This window comes from Streptomyces sp. NPDC006332 (assembly GCF_040612855.1).
Taxonomy (GTDB): Bacteria; Actinomycetota; Actinomycetes; order Streptomycetales; family Streptomycetaceae; genus Streptomyces.
On record NZ_JBEXRA010000031.1, the window covers coordinates 65,720 to 86,410 of the forward strand.

14 protein-coding genes are annotated in these 20,691 nt (G+C 70.5%); 6 read left to right on the forward strand and 8 right to left on the reverse strand.

Annotation, left to right across the window (positions count from 1 at the left end; translation table 11 throughout):
- Window positions 1-39 precede the first annotated feature (39 nt).
- On the forward strand, window positions 40-2,175 hold the full coding sequence (locus tag ABZ027_RS26100; RefSeq protein WP_356772367.1) for a beta-galactosidase: 2,136 nt from the start codon (window positions 40-42) through the stop codon (window positions 2,173-2,175).
- 95 nt (window positions 2,176-2,270) lie between these two features.
- Complete coding sequence (locus tag ABZ027_RS26105) at window positions 2,271-4,022, forward strand: RICIN domain-containing protein (protein WP_356772440.1); 1,752 nt, start codon at window positions 2,271-2,273, stop codon at window positions 4,020-4,022.
- 82 nt (window positions 4,023-4,104) lie between these two features.
- Here the strand turns inward: ABZ027_RS26105 and ABZ027_RS26110 are convergent, their stop codons facing one another.
- The 6 genes from ABZ027_RS26110 to ABZ027_RS26135 form a co-directional block, all read right to left on the reverse strand.
- A complete protein-coding gene (locus tag ABZ027_RS26110) occupies window positions 4,105-5,151 on the reverse strand; it encodes a BadF/BadG/BcrA/BcrD ATPase family protein (RefSeq protein WP_356772369.1) in 1,047 nt (348 codons plus the stop codon).
- A complete protein-coding gene (locus ABZ027_RS26115; protein ID WP_356772371.1) occupies window positions 5,144-6,427 on the reverse strand; it encodes a 6-phospho-beta-glucosidase in 1,284 nt (427 codons plus the stop codon). The genes ABZ027_RS26110 and ABZ027_RS26115 overlap by 8 nt, the downstream gene beginning before the upstream one ends.
- A 46-nt stretch (window positions 6,428-6,473) precedes the next feature.
- The gene (locus ABZ027_RS26120) at window positions 6,474-7,337 is read right to left on the reverse strand and encodes a carbohydrate ABC transporter permease (protein ID WP_356772373.1); all 864 of its coding nucleotides are present in this window, start codon (window positions 7,335-7,337) and stop codon (window positions 6,474-6,476) included.
- Window positions 7,334-8,332: a sugar ABC transporter permease gene (locus ABZ027_RS26125; RefSeq protein ID WP_356772375.1), complete on the reverse strand. Its 999-nt coding sequence runs from the start codon at window positions 8,330-8,332 to the stop codon at window positions 7,334-7,336. Before ABZ027_RS26125 ends, ABZ027_RS26120 begins: the two co-directional genes overlap by 4 nt.
- Window positions 8,333-8,334: 2 nt before the next feature.
- Window positions 8,335-9,684, reverse strand: coding sequence for a hypothetical protein (locus ABZ027_RS26130; RefSeq protein WP_356772377.1), 1,350 nt, complete (start codon window positions 9,682-9,684; stop codon window positions 8,335-8,337).
- Window positions 9,685-9,835: 151 nt separating this feature from the next.
- On the reverse strand, window positions 9,836-11,047 hold the full coding sequence (locus ABZ027_RS26135) for an ROK family transcriptional regulator (RefSeq protein ID WP_356772379.1): 1,212 nt from the start codon (window positions 11,045-11,047) through the stop codon (window positions 9,836-9,838).
- Between the two features lie 558 nt (window positions 11,048-11,605).
- Here ABZ027_RS26135 and ABZ027_RS26140 point away from each other — a divergent pair.
- The 4 genes from ABZ027_RS26140 to ABZ027_RS26155 all read left to right on the forward strand — a co-directional run bounded on the left by ABZ027_RS26140 (window position 11,606) and on the right by ABZ027_RS26155 (window position 16,888).
- Window positions 11,606-13,603 carry a beta-L-arabinofuranosidase domain-containing protein gene (locus ABZ027_RS26140; protein ID WP_356772381.1) on the forward strand — a complete coding sequence of 666 codons (1,998 nt, stop codon included), beginning with the start codon at window positions 11,606-11,608 and terminating at the stop codon, window positions 13,601-13,603.
- 135 nt (window positions 13,604-13,738) lie between these two features.
- Complete coding sequence (locus ABZ027_RS26145) at window positions 13,739-14,986, forward strand: extracellular solute-binding protein (RefSeq protein WP_356772383.1); 1,248 nt, start codon at window positions 13,739-13,741, stop codon at window positions 14,984-14,986.
- Window positions 14,987-15,086: 100 nt separating this feature from the next.
- Window positions 15,087-16,070, forward strand: coding sequence for a sugar ABC transporter permease (locus tag ABZ027_RS26150; protein ID WP_356772385.1), 984 nt, complete (start codon window positions 15,087-15,089; stop codon window positions 16,068-16,070).
- Window positions 16,067-16,888, forward strand: a complete 822-nt coding sequence (locus tag ABZ027_RS26155) for a carbohydrate ABC transporter permease (RefSeq protein WP_356772387.1) — start codon at window positions 16,067-16,069, stop codon at window positions 16,886-16,888. Before ABZ027_RS26150 ends, ABZ027_RS26155 begins: the two co-directional genes overlap by 4 nt.
- Window positions 16,889-16,940: 52 nt before the next feature.
- Here the strand turns inward: ABZ027_RS26155 and ABZ027_RS26160 are convergent, their stop codons facing one another.
- Together ABZ027_RS26160 and ABZ027_RS26165 are read right to left on the reverse strand one after the other, a co-directional pair.
- Window positions 16,941-19,532, reverse strand: coding sequence for a YfhO family protein (locus ABZ027_RS26160; protein WP_356772442.1), 2,592 nt, complete (start codon window positions 19,530-19,532; stop codon window positions 16,941-16,943).
- A 455-nt stretch (window positions 19,533-19,987) separates the two neighbouring features.
- Window positions 19,988-20,662: a LysE family translocator gene (locus ABZ027_RS26165; RefSeq protein WP_356772389.1), complete on the reverse strand. Its 675-nt coding sequence runs from the start codon at window positions 20,660-20,662 to the stop codon at window positions 19,988-19,990.
- Between the last annotated feature and the right edge of the window lie 29 nt (window positions 20,663-20,691).

Sequence of the window (20,691 nt, forward strand, 5' to 3'; positions counted from 1 at the left end):
CCTCCCCCCCACTCCCCGATTCCTTCGGAGGTTTCCTTCATGGCGGCACTGCCTGCCCGCGTCCTCTTCGGCGCCGCGTACTACCACGAGTACCGGCCCTCCTACGGCTCCGAACGCCCCGACGAGCGCCTCAAGACCGACCTCGACCTCATGGCCGACGCGCATGTCACCGTCATCAGGGTCGGCGAGTCCGTCTGGTCCACCTGGGAGCCCGACAACGGGCGCTTCGACCTCGACTGGCTCCAGCCCGTCCTCGACGGCGCCCACGAACGCGGCATCTCCGTCGTCCTCGGCACCCCGACGTACGCCGTGCCGCCGTGGCTGGCCCGCCAGTACCCGGAGATCACCGGCGAGCGGGCGACCGGCGAGCGCATCGGCTGGGGCGCCCGGCAGGAAGTGGACTTCACCCACCCCGCGTTCCGGTTCCACGCCGAGCGGATCATCCGCAAGATCGTCGGCCGGTACGCCGGTCACCCCGCGGTCATCGGCTTCCAGGTCGACAACGAACCCGGCCTGGAACTCTTCCACAACCACGGCGTCTTCCAGCGCTTCGTGGACCACCTGCGCGACCGGTACGGCGACGTCGAGACCCTCAACCGTGAGTGGGGCCTGGTCTACTGGTCGCACCGGCTGTCGACGTGGGCCGACCTGTGGACCCCGGACGGCAACGCCCAGCCGCAGTACGACGTCGCCTGGCGGGAGTTCCAGGCCCGCCAGGTCACCGAGTTCATCGGCTGGCAGGCCGACCTCGTCCGCGAGTACGCCCGACCCGAACACTTCGTCACCACCTGCATCTCCTACAAGCGCCCCGGAGTGGAGGACGACGAGCTGACCGACCGCCTCGACATCGCCTCCGGCAACCCGTACTACGGCATGCAGGACGATCTGCTGCTGCCCGACCCCACGCCCGACGACCACCGGCAGAGCTGGCAGACCACCGGCGTCTGGGCCCTGTACCAGAGCGCCGACTGGATGTTCTCCTCCCGCCAGGAGCCCTTCCTCGTCACCGAGACCAACGCCGGCTCGATCGGCATGCCGTGGGACAACCGCCCCGCCTACGACGGCCAGTGGCGGCAGGCGGCCTGGGCGCTGGTCGCGCGCGGGGCCCGCATGATCGAGTACTGGCACTGGCACACGCTGCACTTCGGCGCGGAGACCTACTGGGGCGGCATCCTGCCCCACACCGGCCAGCCCGGCCGCACCTACGCCGAACTCGCCCGGCTGGGCGGCGAGTTCGAGGCGGCAGGGGAACTCGTCGCGGGACTCGAACCGGACGCCGACATCACGATGGTGTACTCGACGCCCAGCAAGTGGCTCATGCAGAAGTACCCGCCGCTCGCGACCCCCGAAGGCGAACCGGACCCCGAGGCCTACCACCGCATCTTCGACCCGCTCTACCGCGGCGCCTTCGACGCCGGCCGTCAGGTCCGCATCGTCCACGCCCGCCAGCTGCACGACCCGACCGGGGAACGGGACGGACTGACGCCTCAGGAGGCGGCCGGCCGCCACCCCGTCCTCGTCGTCCCGGCGTTGTACATCGCCGCCGACTCGACGCTCGACTGGCTGGCGGCGTACGCGGCAGCGGGTGGCCATCTGGTCCTCGGTCCGCGCACCGGCTACGCCGACCACGAGGCCCGGGCCCGCCACGAACCGGCCCCCGGGCGACTGGTGGAAGCCGCGGGTGTCCACTACGACGAGTTCAGCAACCTCGCGCACGCGCTCCCCGTACGGTCGGTGTCCGGTGGGCCGCTCGACCTGCCCGAGGGCGCGACGGGGACCAGCTGGGCGGACGGTCTGACCGTCACCGACGCCGAGGTACTCGCCACCTACGGCCACCCCCACTTCGGCCGCTGGCCCGCGGTCACCACCCGCCGCCACGGCGCGGGCCGCGTCACCACCGTCGGCACCGTCCCCGGCCGCGACCTCGCCCGGGCACTGGCCGTCTGGATGGCACCGGCCGCCCGCAGCGCGTGGCAGGACCTCCCCGAACCCGTCACCGCGACGACCGGCACCGCCCCCGACGGGCGCCGCGTCCACATCGTGCACAACTGGAGCTGGGAGCCCGCGAGCGTCCCCGCCCCGATGGACCTCTCCGACGCCCTGACCGGCACGTCCCTCCCCGCGGGCACGGCGCTGGACCTCGGCCCCTGGGACGTCCGCGTGTTCGTCGCCTGATCCGACCCCGTACCACCGTGCCCATCCCCCGAGGAGCAGCTGTGCACAGAAGAAGAGCAGGGAAAGCGCTGGGAACCTTCGTCGCGGCTTCGGCGATGCTGGCGATACCCATGGCGAGCGCGCACGCGTACAACCCGACCGGGGGGATCCTCTTCCAGCTCGGAAGCGAACCCTGCCTGAAGGGGCGGGGCAACTGCGCGATCTACCCGAAGTCGGCGCAGTTGCCGAGCGGACGTCTGGTCGCGTCCTTCGAGAAGTCCACGGTGGTGTCGGCGACGGGCAGCGCCGACCGGCAGACCCTCCCGGTCTACAAGAGCGACGACCACGGAACGTCGTGGCAGCCGCTGTCGGAGGTCAAGGCTCCCGCGTACCTGTCCAGCGATCCGCAGTACGCGAAGTACACGAGCAACTGGACCAACCCGTACCTGTACACGCTTCCGCAGGACGTCGGGAACCTGAAGCAGGGCACGCTGCTCCTGGCGAGTGTGGTGTCGGGCGACGACTACTACTACAAGGAGCACAAGGCGGCCGACCCGAACTGGACGCCGTCCAACGACGGCGACCGCAAGGACCTGGCGATCGCCCTGTACTCCAGCACCGACGAAGGCGCGACGTGGAAGGTCGTCAACGTCGTCACGACGGGCGGCTGGCAGGGTGGCAGCGCGGGCGCGACCGGCCAGAACATCGCCGCCGCGAACACCGACAAGCAGGTGGACCCGGTCTGGGAGCCGTACCTGATGGTCTACAAGGGCCGACTCGTCTGCTACTACTCCGACGAGAACGACTACACCGGCTTCAACGCGACCACCGGCGTCCCCACGCCGGACCCCGCCAACGACACCGCCGCCGACTCCCAGGGCCAGATCCTCGCCCACCGGACCTGGGACGGCCGCGGCGCCCAGTGGAGCGCGCCCGTCGTCGACGTCGCCGGACTGACCCAGGACATGGGAGGCGGCAAGGCGGAGATCGGCGGCGGCCGCCCGGGTATGACGAACGTGGTACGGACCACGGACGGCAAGTGGCTCCTGACCTTCGAGTACTGGGGCGGCGGAGTCAACACCAAGTACCTGCTCGCGAAAGACCCGTTGAAGTTCTACGCCGGCTCCGCGACCGGCACGGGCGTCACCTCGCTGCCGCTCGACGCCGGTTCCCACGCCCTCGCGACGGGCGGCAGTCCGGTCCTCGTCAGGCTTCCCGGTGGGCGCCTGGTGTACAACGCGGCGGGCAGCGGCAACGTCTGGGTCAACGACAGCGGACGCGGCGACGGCACATGGAAGGAGTACCAGACGACCTCGCCCGCCGGTTACAGCCGCGACCTGCAGTACGTCGAGGGCACCGGCCGCGTCGCGATCCTCAACAACCAGGGCACGTCGACCATCGCGCACGCCGAGGTCGACCTCGGCCACTCGGACGGCGCCTACTACCAGTTGGTCAACCGCAGGACCGACCAGGTGATCGGCACCGGGAACAGGACCAACGACGCGAACATCGGCAACGGAGACGTTCCCGACGTCCGCCTGGAGGAGCCCGGCTCGGCGGCGAACCCGGACACCCAGTACTGGCACGTGGTGACCGAGCCGAACGGCGGCACGACCCTGCTGAACAAGTCTGGCGGCCGCGCGGCGGCCATCTGGACGGGGAACGCGACGGCCGGCCAACGCATCGGACAGTGGGTCGACAACAGCGCCACCGGCAGCTGGAACCTGGTCAGGACCAGCGACGGGTTCTACCAACTGCAGTCGGTCAAGAACACCAGCCTGTACCTGACCGGCGCGTCCGCCGGAGCACCGCTGACCTTGCAGAGCGCCGCCACGGACGGCTCACAGGACTGGGAACTCGTGCGGTAGGTACACCGGCCTTCGCGGTCGGCGGCGCCCCGTACGAGGGCTCTGGGGCGGGTCCTCGTACGGGCCAGACGGACGCTTTTCGCTACGGCGCGGGCTCTCCGGGTCCCACCGGCGGCCAGTCCTCGGCGTCCGCCGCGAGCAGCGGCGGCGGCTTCCGGTCGGCGACGGCCGCGCGAAGGCGGTGCTGTACGGCGGCCGGGGCGCCCACGGTCGAGAGGGCTTCCCTCAGGGCGCCCGCGACCGGAGGGACATCGAGCACCCGGGGTCGGGCCATCGGTGCCTCGGTGGCCAGGCGGGCGCTGATGTGGTCCCGCAGCAGGACCTGGTCGTTCTGCAGGGTGCCGCCGCCGAGGACCACCGGTGTCTGGGTGCGCAGGAGGCGCAGTCGGCGCAGCAAGGCGGTCACCATGACGGCGATCTCGTCGCCGAGGCGTTCCACGATGCCCCGGGCCACGGCGTCGCCGTCGGCGGCGGTCGCGAAGACCAAGGGTGCCAGGCCGTGCAGGGCGGTCACCGGTATGTCGCCGTCGCTGACGGCCAGTGCGACCAACTCGACGCTGTCCAGGCCGAAGTGACCCGGCAGGTTCTGCCGTAGCCGGGTCGCCGGTCCGCGGCCGTCGCCCGCGCGTACGGCGGCCCCCAGGCCCGCCCGGGCCACGGCGAGCCCGCCGCCCCAGTCCCCGGTGATGTCGCCGAGGGAGAGGAAGCGGGCCGAGCGGCCCCCCGGATGGACCGCGGCCGCGTTGATGCCGGCGCCGGACACCACCGCCACTCCCCAGCCGTCCGGTGCTCCGGCAAGCAGCACCGCGAGGGTGTCGTTGCGCACGACAGTGCTCCGGGCCACGCCCAGTCGGGTCAACTGCCGTAGTGCCAGGCGTTCCTGGGCCCGGCGGTCGACATTGGCGAGGAAGTACGCGCCGGCGGAGACCGGGGTGGTGTCGGGGAGGCCGGCCTCCGTCAGGGCGTGGCGCACCAGGTGGGCGAGCCGTTCGGTGGTGGTCTGCATTCCCTCGGTGTGCGGGCGGGTGCCCGGGCCCCGCACCCAGGACAGCAGCCGTCCCTCGGTGTCCGCGAGGACGAGGTCGGTCTTGGAGTTGCCCCCGTCGACGCCCACCACGAGGTCAGGCATCGGCGGCCTCGCTCGCGAAGAACCGGGGCAGATGGGGCCGGTTGGCCTCCAGCAGCGCGTCGAGCAGCGTGTCCGCCCGCGCCCATTCGCGTACCAGCGGGTTGGCGATCAGGGCGCGCCGGGCCACCGTCCGGTCGCCGGTCATGGCGGCCTGGACGGTGAGGGTCTCGTACGCGGTGACCGCCTGGACGAGTCCGAGCATCTCGGGCGGCAGGGGCGGCACGGGGACCGGGTGCGGCCCGGCGGTGTCGACGTGGGCGGGCACTTCGACCACTGCTTCGTCCGGCAGGCCGGGCAGGACTGAGTCGTTGCGCACGTTCACGTAGTGGTGGGCGCCGTCGCCGGTGAGCAGGCTGGTGACCAGGGCGGCCGCGGCTTCGCTGTAGTAGGCCCCGCCCCGCTGCTCCAGCAGGTCGGGTTTGCGGTCCAGGTGGGGGTCCGCGTAGAGGGTCAGCAACTCCCTTTCGATGGAGAGGACTTGGGTGGCGCGGTGCATTCCTCTCTGCTGGGCCCGGACCTCGTCGTCCGTGCAGTAGAAGTAGTGGAGGTAGTACGAGGGGATGGCACCGAGGTCGCGCAGTGCCCCGGCGGGGACGCGGGTCTGCGCGGCGAGTTCGTCGAGCGTGTCGCCGCTCAGCAGTTCCGGCAGGCGCTCCACGCCGTCCACGGTGACCGAGCGGATCCAGGACAGGTGGTTGAGGCCGGCGTGGCCCAGCCGTACCCGGTCGGCTTCGGTTCCGAGACGATCGGCCAGCTCCCGCTGGAACTTGATCGCCACATTGCACAGGCCGACGGCGCGGTGCCCGGCGTCCAGCAGGGCGCGGGTGACGATGCCGACCGGGTTGGTGAAGTCGACGATCCAGGCGCCGGGCCGGGCGCGGCGGCGTACTTCGGCGGCGATGTCGAGCACCACCGGCACCGTGCGCAGGGCCTTCGCGAAGCCGCCGGGGCCGGTGGTCTCCTGCCCGAGCAGGCCGAACCGGTTGGGCAGGGTCTCGTCGACCAGGCGGGCCGCCTGCCCGCCCACGCGGAGCTGGACGAGCACCGCGGCCGCTCCGTCGACCGCCTGGGCGAGATCGTTCGTGGTGGTCAGACGGCCGGGGAAGCCGTGCCGGGCGAGGATACGGCGGGACAGGCCGCCGATCACGGCCAGCCGTTCGGCGTCGATGTCGTGCAGGACGAGTTCGTCGACGGGCAGCACACCGGCACGCCGGGCGAAACCCTCGATCAGTTCGGGTGTGTAGGTACTGCCACCGCCGACAACGGTGATCTTCACTGGTGCTCCCATGACGTTGTGGGGTAGCCGCTCCGGGCGCGGGGAGTCAGCCCTTGACGCCGGTCAGGGCGATGCCCTCGACGAAGACCTTCTGGGCCAGGAAGAACAGCACCAGGACGGGCAGCAGGAACATCAGCGAGGCCGCCATCTGCAGCTCGTAGGCGTTCTGGTGCCCGTTCTTCGCGAGCTGGCTGAGGGCCACCGCGAGGGTCTGGCCGGTGTCGCTGTTGCCCGTGTAGAGCAGCGGGTTGTAGAAGTCGTTCCACGCGTACAGGAACGCGAAGAGCCCTACGGCGGCGATGGCGGGCTTGGCCATGGGGATCAGGACCCGCCACAGGATGCGCAGTTCCCCCGCGCCGTCGACCCGGGCCGCCTCGGTGAACTCGTCGGGGATGGTCAGGAAGAACTGGCGCAGCAGGAAGATGCTGAAGGCGTCGCCGAAGAAGGACGGGACGATGAGCGGTTTGAGCGTGCCCACCCAGCCGACGTGCGCGTACATGACGTACAGGGGAAGGCTGGTGACCTGCGCCGGGATCATCATCGCGGCGAGGACCACCAGGAAGACGCCGTCCCGGCCGCGCCATCGCAGCCGGGCCAGCGCGTAGGCCACGGGTACCGAGGAGACGACGACGCCCACCGTGGACAGTCCGGCGTACAGCATGGTGTTGAGCAGGTCGCGGCCGAACGGCATGGCCGAGAAGACCTTGCGGAAGTTGCCGAACTCCCAGGGGGAGGGCCACAGCGAGCCGGTGCCGGCCTGGTGCTGGGTCATGAACGCGGTGAGCACGCCGATGGTCAGCGGCAGCACGAAGCACAGCGCGATCGCGACAGCCGGCGCGTGCTCCGCGAGCAGGTACAACAGGCGCCGTCCGCTACGAGGTTGACGTTTCGTCAGGTCGAGGGTGCTCATCGGCCACCGCCCGCGTGGTGCACGAAGCGGCGCGAGGCGCGGATGAAGACCACGGTCGCCGCGAAGATGACCAGGAACAGCAGCCAGGCCATGGCGGAGGCGTAGCCGGTCTTGAAGTAGGAGAAGCCCTGCCGGTACAGCTCCGTGGAGTAGAACAGCAGCGAGTTGGCGGGGTAGCCGATCAGGTCGTTGCTGGACGACGTGGCGTTCGCGGAGCTGGAGGCGACGAACGCCTCGGTGAAGTACTGGAAGGTGTAGATCATTCCGGTGAGCAGGGCGAAGAAGATGACCGGGGAGATCGCCGGGAGGGTGACGCTGCGGAACTTCTGCAGCGCGCCCGCGCCGTCGAGTTCGGCGGCCTCGTACAGTTCGCGCGGTACGTCGAGCATGGCGGCGGAGAAGATGACCATCACGTTGCCGCTGGCCCACAGCGCCATCATGACGAGGCTGGGTTTGGACCAGGCGGGGTCCGAGAACCATCCGGGGCCGTTGACGCCGACGAGGGCGAGCAGCCGGTTGAGCGGTCCGACGGGGTTGAGCAGCACGATGAACGACAGCGCGGCGGCCACGACCGGCACCATCGACGGCAGGAAGAACAGCGTGCGGTACACGGCCCGGCCGCGCTTGACCCGGATGATCACCCAGGCGGCGAGCATGGCCCAGGCGGTGCGCAGCGGCACCATGACGACGACCATCCACAGCGTGTTGCGTACGGCCACCCAGAAGGTGTCGGACTGGCTGAACAGGGTGCGGTAGTTGCGCAGACCGACGAACCGCACCGGCCGGTAGGAGCCGGCCTGGAAGTCGGTGAGTGAGTAGTAGAGCGTGGCGAGCACCGGGTAGAGCACGAAGACGGTGAACCCGATGACGAACGGGGACAGGAAGGCGAGGACGACCCACCAGCGGGCTCTGCTCGGGCGGCGCCGCCCGCCCCGGGCACGGCGCGGGTGCGCCGTGCCCGGGGCGTCGCCCACGGGGGCGAGAACGGTCGTCATCTCTACTGCCCGCTGTCGGAGTTGAGGCCGTCGATCTTCTTCCCGACCCCGGCCAGTCCGCCGGCTGCGTCCTTCACCTTGCCCTGCTCGTAGTCGAGGAGGAAGGCGCGCCAGGTGTCCATGTCCTCGATGCCCGCCGGGGTGAGCGTCTTGTAGGACGAGTGCGGGTTCTGGAAGATGTCGACGAACGGCTTCCAGTGCGGGTCGTCGGCCTTGTCCCAGGCCTTGAGCGCGTCGAACGTGGTCGGGACGTTGTAGACCGTGTCCGCGAGGGTGTTCAGAAACGTGGTGTCGGTGGTGAGCTGCTGGAGCGCGAAGAACGCCTCCTGCTTGTGCTTGGAGCCCGCGGACAGGTAGGCGACGGTGCCGAGCGTGGCGCCCGCGCCGTAGGTGCCCGAGGATCCGTCCAGGACCGGCATCGGCACCACGCCGTAGTCGAAGTCCTTCTTCTCGGTGGCGATCTCGCCGACGTGCCACTCACCGTCGTACTCCATCGCCGCGGCGCCGGTCAGCAGCGGGTTGCCCGCGTCGTCCGCGTGCGGCTGGTAACGGCCCACGAACTTCTGCACGTTCGCCTTGCCGTAGTAGTCGATGAGCTCCTGGTCCCAGGTGAGGATCTGCTGCCACTTGGGGTCGGAGGCGAAGGTCGTCTTGCCGTCCTTGCCGTAGAAGTCGGTGCCGCTGTGCGCGCCGACGAAGAGGTACCGGTTGACGTCGTAGTCGGAGCGGGGGACGAAGCCGTAGGTCTTGATGGAGCCGTCCGCGTTCTTGACCGTCAACTTCTTGGCGTCCGCGGTCAGTTCGGCGAGGGTCGTGGGGGGCTTGGTGATGCCGGCCGCGGCGAACATCTTCTTGTTGTAGTAGAGCGCGAACGCGTCGGTCAGCAGCGGCAGCGCGCACTGCTTGCTCTGGTAGCGGGTGTAGACGAGGGTCGCGGGCGGGAAGGTCTTGGCAGTGTCGATCTTGGCCGAGGTCAGGTAGGGGCCGAGGTCGGCGACCGTGCCGTTGTAGCAGAACTTCGCCACGTTGTCGGGCGTGGAGCTGATGAAGACGTCGGGCGGGTTGCCCGCGGCGACCGCCTTCGCGTAGGCGGCGTCATCCTTGTTGGGCACGAACTTCACGGTCAGCCACGGGTACTTGGTGTGCAGTCGGTTCAGTGTCGCCTTGAACGCCGCCACCTCGTTGGGGAGGTGGTTGAACGTCCAGACCGTGACGGTGGTGTCCTTGTGCGAGGCGCCCGGCGAGATGGCGGAGTCGGGTTGTGAGGATGCGGGCCCGGATGACGTACAGCCGGCCAGCAACAGCACGCCGGCAGCCGTGGCGGCCGCGGCCCCGGTGATAGGTTTGAACACTGATCGTCCTTCCTCGGAGACGGGATTCCCTGGGTGACGGATCGGTCGTCGGTCGATCGGGCGCGACAACGCCCGGTGACCCTGAGCGGCGACGCTGTCCGGCAAGACGGCGTCGCCGCGGTGTGTGTGGAACACGGCGGTACGTGGTGCGTCAGGGCAGGGACGACGCTGACTCTGCCTGGGGGACGGGAGTGGTGGCGGCGGCGAAGGCGGCCTCCCGGGCCAGCTTGGCCGACATGGTCGTGGCTCCGGTGAGTACGGCGTCCGGACCGAGGCCCGATGCGACGAGGGGCGGCCGGAACGTACTGAAATCGGCCAGATGACGGGCGACCGGTTCGAGCAGCAGGTCGCCGTTGGCGCCGATGGCGCCACCCAGCACGATGAGTGCCGGGTCGATGAGGGGCACGACGCAGGCCACCACGTAGGCGACGCTGCGGGCCGTGTCGTCCACGATCTCCAGCGCGCCGGGGTCGCCGGCGCGGGCGAGTTCGAAGACGGTGCGCGGGCTGCCGTCACCGGGCAGCCCGAGCCGCTGGGCCCGGTCGCTGATGTAGCGCGCGCCCAGATGTTCCTGCACGAGGTCCCGGCGCTGCCCGACCGGCGCGACCATGCGGTCACTGGGCAGATAGCCCGCTTCTCCGGCCACGCCCGTGGCGCCCCGCCGGACCCGGCCGTCCACGACCAGCCCGAGGCCGAGTCCGACACCCAGGCTGACCAGGACGAAGTCGTCGGTGTCGGTACCGCGTCCGTGGGTCCGCTCGGCCAGCGCGGCGAGATTCACGTCGTTCTCCAGGACCAACGGCACCGGCATCGCCCGGCCGAGCGCCTCACCGATCCCCCGCCCGGCGTCGGGCAGTCCGGCGGCGTACGACAGGTGGCGTCCGTCCGAGCCGACCGCGGCGGGCAGTCCCGCGACGACCTGGGTGATGTCCCGCAGCGGTCGGCCCACCTGCTCGGCCAGGTTCACGCACATGTCCAGGACCTGTTGGACGAGCGCGTCACCACCCCGCTCACCGTGCTGCTCCGACTCGGCCCGCCCTCGTACCCGGCCGGTGACGTCGGCGACCGCGGCTCGGATCCTGCGGTGCCCGACATCCACGCCGATCGCGAAGGCGCAGTCGGCGTTCACGCGGTACTGCGCGGGGGCCGGTCCCTTGCGGCCCATCACCGGGCCCACCTCGGTGATCACCCCGCGCTCCAGCAGCAGCCCGACCGCGGCGGCCACGGTGGGCCGTGACAGCGGGATCCGCCCGGCCAGGTCGGTGGTCGTGACCGGGCCCGCGTCGTCGATCGCCTCCAGAACGGCTCGGCCGTTGAGCGAACGCAGCAATCGCTGCGGGCCTGCTGGATAACGGCGGGTCACGGTGCCCTCGTCTCGCGTCTGCGGTCTGTAAGAAAGAAAGTTGCTTATTTATACGCACACGCATGGCCGGAAACAACCCTCCGCCCGCATCGTCTTCTTTGGGCCGGACCGAACCGAGTGGCCCGGACCGGGCGGGCAGAGCGAGCGGGCCGGGCCGGGCGGGCCGGGCGGATCGGACCGAGCGCGCTGGACTCGCTCCTCGGGTGGAGGGCGCGGGCACCCGACCGCGGCAGGCGCCCGCGCCACCTCCCCGCCTGCCGGGGGGGCCGCGTCGCGCGGCCACCGGGCCGCCTGCCCCAGCGAGCAACCCTTTTCCTAGACGGCGTTCACGATGAGCCTCCCAGCATCCTCACTGAGCACCGACCACCCCTGGTGGGAACGCGGAAAAAATCCGCCGCACATCTTGACTCGTGCTCGCCGTCTCTCTACGTTTCGGGCAGAAAAACGTTTGCTCAAGCGGGTCTGGGAGGCGGAACATCGCCTGCCGCGTTCCTGGGCGCGCCACGACATCGGCCGCCCAGCCCTCGTCCGCCCCGCCACTGACTTCTTCGGAGAGCCATGCCCCTCACACGTTCCGCCGCGCCCTCCCCCGGGTTCCCGGCTTCGCCCGAACGGGGCCGTACGCCCATCGGTCCGGTCCGTCTGGGCCCGGGTGCCGCGGCCGCGCTCGTCCCTGCCACCGTCGAGGTGCGTGGCGGTTTCTGGGACGCGCGTCGTGAGGTGAACGCGCGGATCTCGGTGCCGCAGGGCCCCGGACTGCTGGAGTCCGCGGGCAATCTGCACAACCTGCGGGTGCTGGGGGGCACGGCTGACGGCGAGTTCCAGGGCGCGTACCCGTTCGTGGACTCGGACGTCTACAAGTGGCTGGAGGCGGCGTCCTGGCAACTCGCCCAGTGGGCGCCCGGCGAGGGCGGCCCCCAGGCCGAACGGCTCGCCGCCGACATCGAGCGGATCATCGCCGTGGTCGCCGCCGCCCAGCAGCCCGACGGCTACCTCAACACCTGGTTCCAGCTCCGCCGGAACGGCGAACGGTTCCAGGATCTGCGCTGGGGCCACGAGCTGTACTGCGCGGGGCATCTGATCCAGGCCGCGGTCGCCCATCACCGGGCCACCGGACGGTCCGAACTCCTCGACGTGGCACGGAAGTTCGCCGACCACGTCGACTCGGTCTTCGGCCCGCCCGGCAGTGGCAAGCCCATCGACGGCATCGACGGCCACCCCGAGGTGGAGACCGCGCTGGTCGAGCTGTACCGGGAGACCGGCGAGCGCCGCTACCTCGACCTCGCCGCCTACTTCGTCGACCGGCACGGCCACGGTCTGCTCGGCGGCGAGGCGTACTGCCAGGACCGGGTGCCCCTGCGTGAGGCGACGAACGTGGAGGGCCACGCCGTACGGCAGCTCTATCTGCTGGCCGCTGCGGCCGACCTCGCCACCGAGACCGGCGAGAGCGAACTGCGCGCCGCCGCCGAGCGGTTGTGGCACGCCATGACCACCACCAAGACCCATCTCACGGGCGGCCTCGGCTCCCACCACGACCAGGAGGACTTCGGCGACCCGTACGAGCTGCCCAACGAGCGGGCCTACTGCGAGACCTGCGCCGCCATCGCCTCGATCCAGTGGAGCTGGCGCATGGCCCTGCTCACCGGCGAGGCCCGCTACTCCGACCTGATCGAACGCACCCTGTTCAACGGCTTCCTGGCCGGGGTCTCCCTGGACGGCGAACGCTGGCTGTACGTCAACCCCCTCCAGGTCCGCGACGGCCACACCGACCCCGGCGGCGACCAGTCGGCCCGCCGCACCCGCTGGTTCCGCTGCGCCTGCTGCCCACCCAACGTCATGCGGCTGCTCGCCTCGCTGGAGCACTACCTCGCCGGCGCTGACGGCCACGGCCTGCAGATCCACCAGTACGTCACCGGCAGCTACTCGGGCGACATCGACGGGACGCCGGTCGTCGTCAGCGCCGAGACCGACTACCCCTGGCACGGCACCGTCGCTCTCACCGTCGAGGAGACCCCGCGGGAAAGGCCCTGGACGCTGTCCCTGCGCATCCCGCGGTGGTGCCGGGAGTACCGGGTCCGGGCCGGGGGAACGACGTACGACCAGACCGAGGCCCCCCTCGACGACGGGTGGCTGCGGCTGGAGCGCACCTGGGCACCCGGCGACCAGGTCGTCCTCGAACTCGTCCTGGAACCCCGCCTCACCGCCGCCGACCCCCGGGTGGACGCGGTACGCGGCTGTGTGGCGATCGAACGCGGGCCGCTCGTGTACTGCCTGGAGCAGGTCGACCACCCCGGCGGCGGCCTCGACGACATCGTCATCGACACCACCCGCCCGCTCGCCGTGAAGCACCGCCCGGATCTGCTCGGCGGTGTCACCACGGTCGTCGCGGCGGGCCGAAGGCGGCACCTGCCCGACGCCGGCTGGTGGCCGTACCGGGCGACGGAGACCGCCGACGCGCCTGCGACCGGCGAACCCCTCGAACTGACCGCGATCCCCTACTACGCCTGGGCCAACCGCCAGAACGGCAGCATGCGCGTCTGGCTGCCCACCTCCTGAGCCCCCGCCCCGTGTTCCTCACCCGCCGCTTCCCCTTCTCCTTCCCGTTCTTCCGTTCCCCTTCCCCTTGCCTCCTTCTGCTGCCTCTTCACCTCCTCACTCCCTGCGCACCGCCCCAAAGACAACGAGGTCACCGTGAGACACACCCGTCGCAACCTGCTTGCCGCCGTCGCCGTCCTCGGCACCCTTGCCTCCGTCACCGCCTGCGGTGGTGGATCCGGCTCCTCTTCCTCCTCCGCCGGCAAGGCCGGGGCGACGTACACCTTCTGGGACCCGTACCCGCAGTTCGACGCCACCTCGGCGTGGGGCAAGCTGGTCGGTAAGTGCGGCACCGACGCCGGAGTGAAGATCAAGCGCACCGGGTTCGACACCACCGACCTCGGCAACAAGGCGCTGCTGGCGGCGCAGCAGGGCAACGCGCCGGACGTGATGCTGGTGGACAATCCGGTCGTCTCCACGCTCGTCGAGGCCGGGATCCTCAACAAGACGAGCGACCTCGGGATCGACACGAAGTCCATCCAGAGGAACATCATCGGCGCGGGCACCATCGACGGCGCCTCTTACGGCGTACCGATCGGCGCCAACACACTCGCCCTGTACTACAACGAGAAGGTCCTGTCGGCCGCCCATGTCGACCCCGCCTCGATCAAGGACTGGGCGTCCCTGACGGCGGCGCTGAAGAAGGTCAAGGCGGCGGGCAAGAAGGGCATCACGTTCTCCGCGATCAACACCGAGGAGGGCAGCTTCCAGTTCCTGCCGTGGTTCTGGGGGGCAGGTGGGGACCTGACGAAGCTCAACTCGGCGAAGGGCGTGGCTGCTCTGTCCCTGTGGAAGCAGTGGGTCGACGCCGGCTACGCACCCAAGGACGTCCTGCAGAACACCCAGACCACCAGCTGGCAGGAGTTCGCCACCGGCGACTACGCGTTCGGCGAGAACGGCACCTGGCAGCTCGGCAACGCGGAGAAGGCCACCTTCACCAACGGTGTCATCAGCATCCCCGCACAGAACGGTGGTTCGGCGCCGGTGCCGACGGGCGGCGAGTTCGTCACCGTCCCGGTGCAGAAGGACACCGCGCGCTATGACGTCAGCAAGAAGATCGTCACCTGTCTGACCAACTCCGCCAACCTGCTCTCCACGGACACGACCCTGGCGTACGTGGCCCCCACCGCCGAGGTGCAGGCCCAGCAGGTCAAGGCGAACCCCAAGCTCAAGCCGTGGGTGGACGCCGTGGCGTCGGCGCGCGGTCGTACCAGCGGTGGCCTGGGCACCAAGTACCCGACCATCTCGCAGCCGATGTGGACCGCGGTGCAGGGTGCCCTGTCCGGCGGCAAGAGCCCGCAGGACGCCCTCGACTCGGCGCAGACCGCCGCCGCCAAGGGCTGACCCACCCGAGAGCCGGCGACGTACGCGGACGCGGCCCCACGCCCCGTCGCCGGCCACGCCCGCCCGCCCCCGGACACGCCACCCGCATCCAGGAGTTCGCATGACCCTCGCCCGCGTCGACCGTCGCAGGCGGCTGTCCCCGGTCACCTCCGGGGATCCCGACACCGAGGACCGCACGGCCGCTTCGGCGCTCCGGCGCCGCCAACGCCGTAAAGGCCGGCTGACCGCGCTGGCCTTCGTCGCTCCGCTGGTCGCCTACCTCGCCGCGTTCTACCTCTACCCCCTCTACCGCAACCTCGACCTGAGCCTGCGCGACTACACCGTCCGGTCGTTCGTGTCCGGAGACGCGCCGTTCTCCGGACTGGACAACTTCCGTACGGTCCTGGGCGACCCCACGTTCGGCCCGGCGATGCGCCACACCATGGTCTTCACGTTCGTGTCGATCGCCTTCCAGTACGTCATCGGGCTCGCCCTGGCCGTCTTCTTCAACCGCCACTTCCGGCTCTCCACGGTGCTGCGGGCCCTGTTCCTCATCCCCTGGCTGCTCCCGCTGATCGTGTCCGCGTCGACGTGGTCATGGATGTTCAACAGCGAATCAGGGGTGGTGAACTACTTCCTGCACTTCGTCAGCGTCGATCCCGTCGGCTGGCTCACCTCCCCCGACTGGGCGCTCACCTCGGTCGTCATCGCCAACATCTGGATCGGTATCCCGTTCAACCTGGTCATCCTCTACAGCGGTCTGCAGAACATCCCCGCCGAGCTGTACGAGGCCGCGTCCCTGGACGGAGCAAGCACCTGGCAGGTGTTCCGACGCATCACCTTCCCGCTGCTGCGCCCGGTCTCAGCCATCACCCTGCTCCTCGGGCTCGTCTACACCCTCAAGGTGTTCGACCTGATCTGGATCATGACCAAGGGCGGCCCCTCGGACACCTCCTCCACCCTGGCGACCTGGTCGTACCAGCTCGGCTTCGGCACCCTGCTGCCCAAGTTCGGCCCCGGCGCGGCGGTCGGCAACCTCCTCATCCTCATCGCCCTCGTCTTCGGCCTGCTGTACATCCGCGTCCAGAGGAGACAGGAAGCATGACATCCCCCACCTCCGGCCGTCGGCACACCGTCATCGGACTCGCCCTCACCGCGCTGATGCTGTTCCCGGTGTACTGGATGCTCAACGTGTCCCTCACCCCCCAGCAGGACATGCGCAAGACCCCGCCCGACCTGCTCCCCCTGCACCCCACCTTCGAGGGCTACCGGGCCGTCCTGGACGACCAGATGCCCTACCTCGCCGCCAGCCTGCTCATCGGCCTCGGCACCGTCGCCCTCACCCTCGTCCTGGCCGCTCCGGCCGGCTTCGCGCTGGCCAAACTCCGGCCCCTCGGCGGCCGCCTGCTCCAACTCGCCCTGCTGGTCGCGCAGATGATCCCGGGCATCGTCATGGCGATGGGCTTCTACGGCATCTTTCTCGACCTCGGACTGCAGAACTCCTGGTGGGGTCTGATCGTCGCCGACTCCACCATCGCCGTGCCCTTCGGTGTCATGATCTTCACCGCGTTCATGTCGGGCATCCCCGGCGAGCTGATCGCCGCCGCCCGCATCGACGGCGCGGGCACCGTCCGCACCTTCTGGTCGGTCGTCCTGCCGGTCAGCCGCAACGCGCTGGTCACCGTCTCGCTCTTCAGCTTCCTGTGGGCCTGGTCCGACTTCGTCTTCGCCAACACCCTCGACGGCGGCGGCGACCTGAGGCCGATCACCCTCGGCATCTACAAGTACATCGGCAACAACAACCAGGAATGGAACGCGATCATGGCCACCGCCGTCATCGCCTCGATCCCCGCGGCGATCCTGCTGGTCCTCGCCCAGCGCTACGTCGCCGCGGGGGTGACCGCCGGCGCGGTCAAGGACTGAACGGACACCGCGGCCTGGCGAATGGTCGGCCGCGGCATCCGCACCGCGAGGCCTACGTCGGTCGAGTGGCACGCCGTCGGCGGACCGCCCGGTAGGCGCACAGCAGGATCAGCGCCAGGAGCGAGGCACCCCCGACGGCCGTGCCCAGCCTGAGGCCTGGCGGGTGGAACGTGCAGGTGACGCTGGTCGAGGAGCCGTCGAGGGGGACGGCGATCAGCCCGTAGTACTGCCCGGCCGGTTCGGCTGAGCCGCCGTCCGCGGCGCAGCGCCACCCCGCGATCCTGGGGGCCGCGACGAGGGCGGTCCCTTTACTGCCGGCGGGCAGCGTGGCCCGTATCGTGCCGCCGGAGACGGTCACGTCGGTGGCACCGGTCGCCTTGAGCCGTTCGACGGCGGAGCGCAGCCGGGCGGTGTCCAGGCAGCCGATCGCACCGTCCGGGACGACGCTCGACCGGTTGGGGGACAGTTCGACGCGCAGGCGTCCGGACGCCGGGACCGTGCCCAGCCGCTGCATGGCGGCGATCTTGGTGACGGGGTCGGACCGGAAACGCCCGGTCGGGCCATCGGCGGAGTCACCGGTGAGTCGTGCGGTGCCAGCGAAGTGCGGCGCCGAGAGGTACACCTCGCTGCCCGCCGCGCACCGGGTCGTGATGGTCGGCTTCGGTACGGCCGTCCCGGGATCGAGGGCCGCGATGCGCACGCCGGGCCGCTCGCCGTGGCTCCGGTGCGGCGGTTTCCCGGTGCTGGTTCGCACGGTGAGGCGGGGCACGGTGTAGACACGGGTGCCCAGCAGCAGTTCCTGGTTCCGGTACGGCGACGGTCCGAACGCGGAGACACCCGTGGGTGCGGAGCCGGTGGACGGTCGTACCGTCACCAGGGGCGGTACGTCCCGACGGGTCACCCTCACCCGGCTGCCGTCCTGCGGGAACCAGTTCTGATGGGGGTCCGGCGGGGAGTGCACCCGGGCACCCACGGAGAAGAGGACGTCCGTGACGGCGTTGTCCAGGCTCTGCAGACTGCGGCCGCCCGAGGTCCAGCCGCCCCCGAGGGCGGTGAGGGTGCGGAAGAGCACGTCGGAGGTGTGACTGCTGTAGTACTGGGCGCCCTGACCGCCCACCAGCAGTGGGTCGTTGCCGACGGTCTGCTCCCGGCCCGGGTCGGTTCGGTAGCGGGGCCAGCCGTCGGCCTCGGCTGTCGCGTCGGCCTGCTGCTGTCGCCGGTCCCCCCAGGGCGCGTAGTCGTCCATGTGCCCGAGCCGCATGCGGGTGGCCACGGCGGAGGTGGCGGTGGACTCACCGAGTTGGGTACCGACGAGCAGCACCACCGCGAGGACGGCGGGCAGGGTGCGGCGCCCGTCGCCGACGGGACGTGGGCCGTCCGTTCGGCGGAGCAGGGCCAGCCCGCCCAGCGCGCCCGCCGCGGCCAGCAGCAGCACCGGCCAGGTGAAGGAACGCACCAGGTCGCTTCCGCTCGCGATGGCGGTGATCAGCGCGAACAGCGCGCCTGCCGCGCCCAGCGCGCGCCGGTCGGGGGGCCCGCACGAGAGTGAGTGCCAGGCCGCGATCACCAGCAACGCGCACAGCACGAAGCTCTCGCGGTACGAACTGCCCTGCGGTGGGGTGAAGGCGTGCCACAGCAGCTGGGTGGGGGCCCACTGCATCGACAGCGTCGTCCCGGCCACCAACAGGGTCCACCCGGCGCGCACCCGCCTGGGAACCGCGCGGTGGAAAGGCAGGGCAAGGGCCAGCAGCAGCGCGGTGGTGCCGACGTAGACGGCCGGCGAACTGAAGCTGTACGTGGTCGGCAGCAGCCGGGCCAGCAGGTCCTCAGTCGCCACCGGCGTGAAGTCCTTGAACCTGCCCGGTGAGGCGTGCGTGGTGCCGAAGTAGATCACCGACACCAGCGGCGCGGCCAGGCCCATGCCGAGGACGACGGTCAGCGCGGCCCGGCCCGCCGCGGCGAGCCTTCGGCGACGTGGGTGGTCGCAGAGCCACAGCCGCAGGAGCAGCACGAGACCGGCCGCCAGGGTGGCCATGTACGCCGTGTAGAAATTGGCGATCCAGGCGGCGGCCACGACCACCACACCGAGGATCTGACGCCGTCCGTTCAGCAGCCACTCCCCCACCAGGCACAGCAGCGGCAGGGCGACGAGCCCGTCCAGCCACATCAGGTTGTACACGGCACTCGCCACGGTCCACCCGCACAGGGCGTACGACGCGCCCAGCAGTCCCGCCGCCCACCAGCGGCCCGGTCGCAGGGTCAGCAGCAGACAGGCCATGACGGCGCCGGCGGACGCGACCTTCAGTACGGTGATCACATACACCGCGAGGTCGATCCGGTCCCGCGGGAACGCCGCCACGAGCAGGGCGAACGGGCTGGTGAGGTAGGTGCCGAGGTCGGGGAGGAAGCTGGCGCCGTACCCGGACTGCCAGTTGAGCAGGAGACCGCCGTCGGCCTTTCCGTGCAGCAGGTCCCACAGGTGTTCGTGGAACGGCACGTACTGGTTGCCCAGGTCGTTGACGCTGCGGGTGCGGGGGCCGAAGGGGTAGCTACGGGCGATGACGTCGGCGGCGCAGAAGGCGGTGACGGTGACGACCGCGGCGAGCAGCGCGGCGGCCTGCCGCGGTCCGGTCGGGCGGGGCAGGCGGAACCGGCGTGGGCGCCCCCGTGCCGGGCCGGAGGGTGGATCGGCGGGCTGGTCCGGCGCGGGGGCGGGAATCAGGGCCGTCGGTTTCACACCCTGTCCCTCTCGGAGCGTCACAGTGCTGTCCGATGGGAAATGCCGCGTCGTAATGCGGCCGAATACAGGGTTGAACCATGCATACCTGACAGCCCCCCAGAGCATTCGGGACGTGTGGCGTCCCGGCCGGGGAAGTCACCCCCCGCCTCGTCGATTCGCCGACTTAGACGGGCCGTGTTTCTGGTTGGTTGTGCCGGCGCCGGAAAAAGACGCATGCGATTTCATCCACACTCCGGGCCTTTGCATGAATTGCGTTACCGGCAGGTGAACGGGAGTTGCCAGGCAGGTTTTTCAAAGGTGAGAAATTGTCCTCCGTGGGGAGTTTCGAAACGACCTGTCCCGGAGATCGCCGGAACGCTTCAGGCGGCCGCGGCGACGCCGACGCCCAGGGCGATGAAGAGCCACCCGGTCGTCAGTTCCCAGCGGTGGCGGACCTTCGGGCGTTCGAGAAGCGCTCGCAGCCGTGCGGCGACGGCGACAAGGACGAACCAGTAGGCGACGCCGATGAGGACATCGAGGATGCCGAGGAAGAAGATGCTCCGTGCTGTCGGGCCGCCACCGTCGACGAACTGCGGCAGGACGCTGAGGAAGAACAACGCGGCTTTGGGATTGAGCACATTGGTGAGAAAGCCCTGGGTGAAGCCGGACCGCCACCGGCCATGCGCCGGCCCGTCCTGCGCCGACGTGCGCGGCGCGGTGCCGCCCTCCGGGCCGCCGGTGGTTTCCCGTCCGCCGCGCCGCTCGCGGGCGGCCCGCCGGGCGGCCCGCACTGCCCGGACACCCAAGTGGACGAGGTATGCCGCGCCCAGGAGCTTGATGGCGTCGTAGACCACCGGAGAGCGCGCGGCGATCAGCGACAGCCCGGCCACCGCGGCGAGCATGTGCACGCACAGCCCGGACTGAGCGCCCAGCGCGGCGGCCCGCCCCTTCGCAGGGTGCTCGGTGGCCGATCTCAGCACGACGAGGAAGTCCGGGCCGGGGACCACGTAGGCCACCAGCACCACGCCGAGGAAGCCGACGAGGTCGACCGACATCCGCTCTCCCTTCGTTGCCCCCGAAGCCT

Coding starts and splice junctions, on each gene's coding strand:
- ABZ027_RS26100 (WP_356772367.1), top strand. CDS start 40: ATGGCGGCACTGCCTGCCCGCGTCCTCTTCGGCGCCGCGTACTACCAC.
- ABZ027_RS26105 (WP_356772440.1), top strand. CDS start 2,271: ATGCTGGCGATACCCATGGCGAGCGCGCACGCGTACAACCCGACCGGG.
- ABZ027_RS26110 (WP_356772369.1), bottom strand. CDS start 5,151: ATGCCTGACCTCGTGGTGGGCGTCGACGGGGGCAACTCCAAGACCGAC.
- ABZ027_RS26120 (WP_356772373.1), bottom strand. CDS start 7,337: ATGAGCACCCTCGACCTGACGAAACGTCAACCTCGTAGCGGACGGCGC.
- ABZ027_RS26125 (WP_356772375.1), bottom strand. CDS start 8,332: ATGACGACCGTTCTCGCCCCCGTGGGCGACGCCCCGGGCACGGCGCAC.
- ABZ027_RS26140 (WP_356772381.1), top strand. CDS start 11,606: ATGCCCCTCACACGTTCCGCCGCGCCCTCCCCCGGGTTCCCGGCTTCG.
- ABZ027_RS26150 (WP_356772385.1), top strand. CDS start 15,087: ATGACCCTCGCCCGCGTCGACCGTCGCAGGCGGCTGTCCCCGGTCACC.
- ABZ027_RS26155 (WP_356772387.1), top strand. CDS start 16,067: ATGACATCCCCCACCTCCGGCCGTCGGCACACCGTCATCGGACTCGCC.
- ABZ027_RS26165 (WP_356772389.1), bottom strand. CDS start 20,662: ATGTCGGTCGACCTCGTCGGCTTCCTCGGCGTGGTGCTGGTGGCCTAC.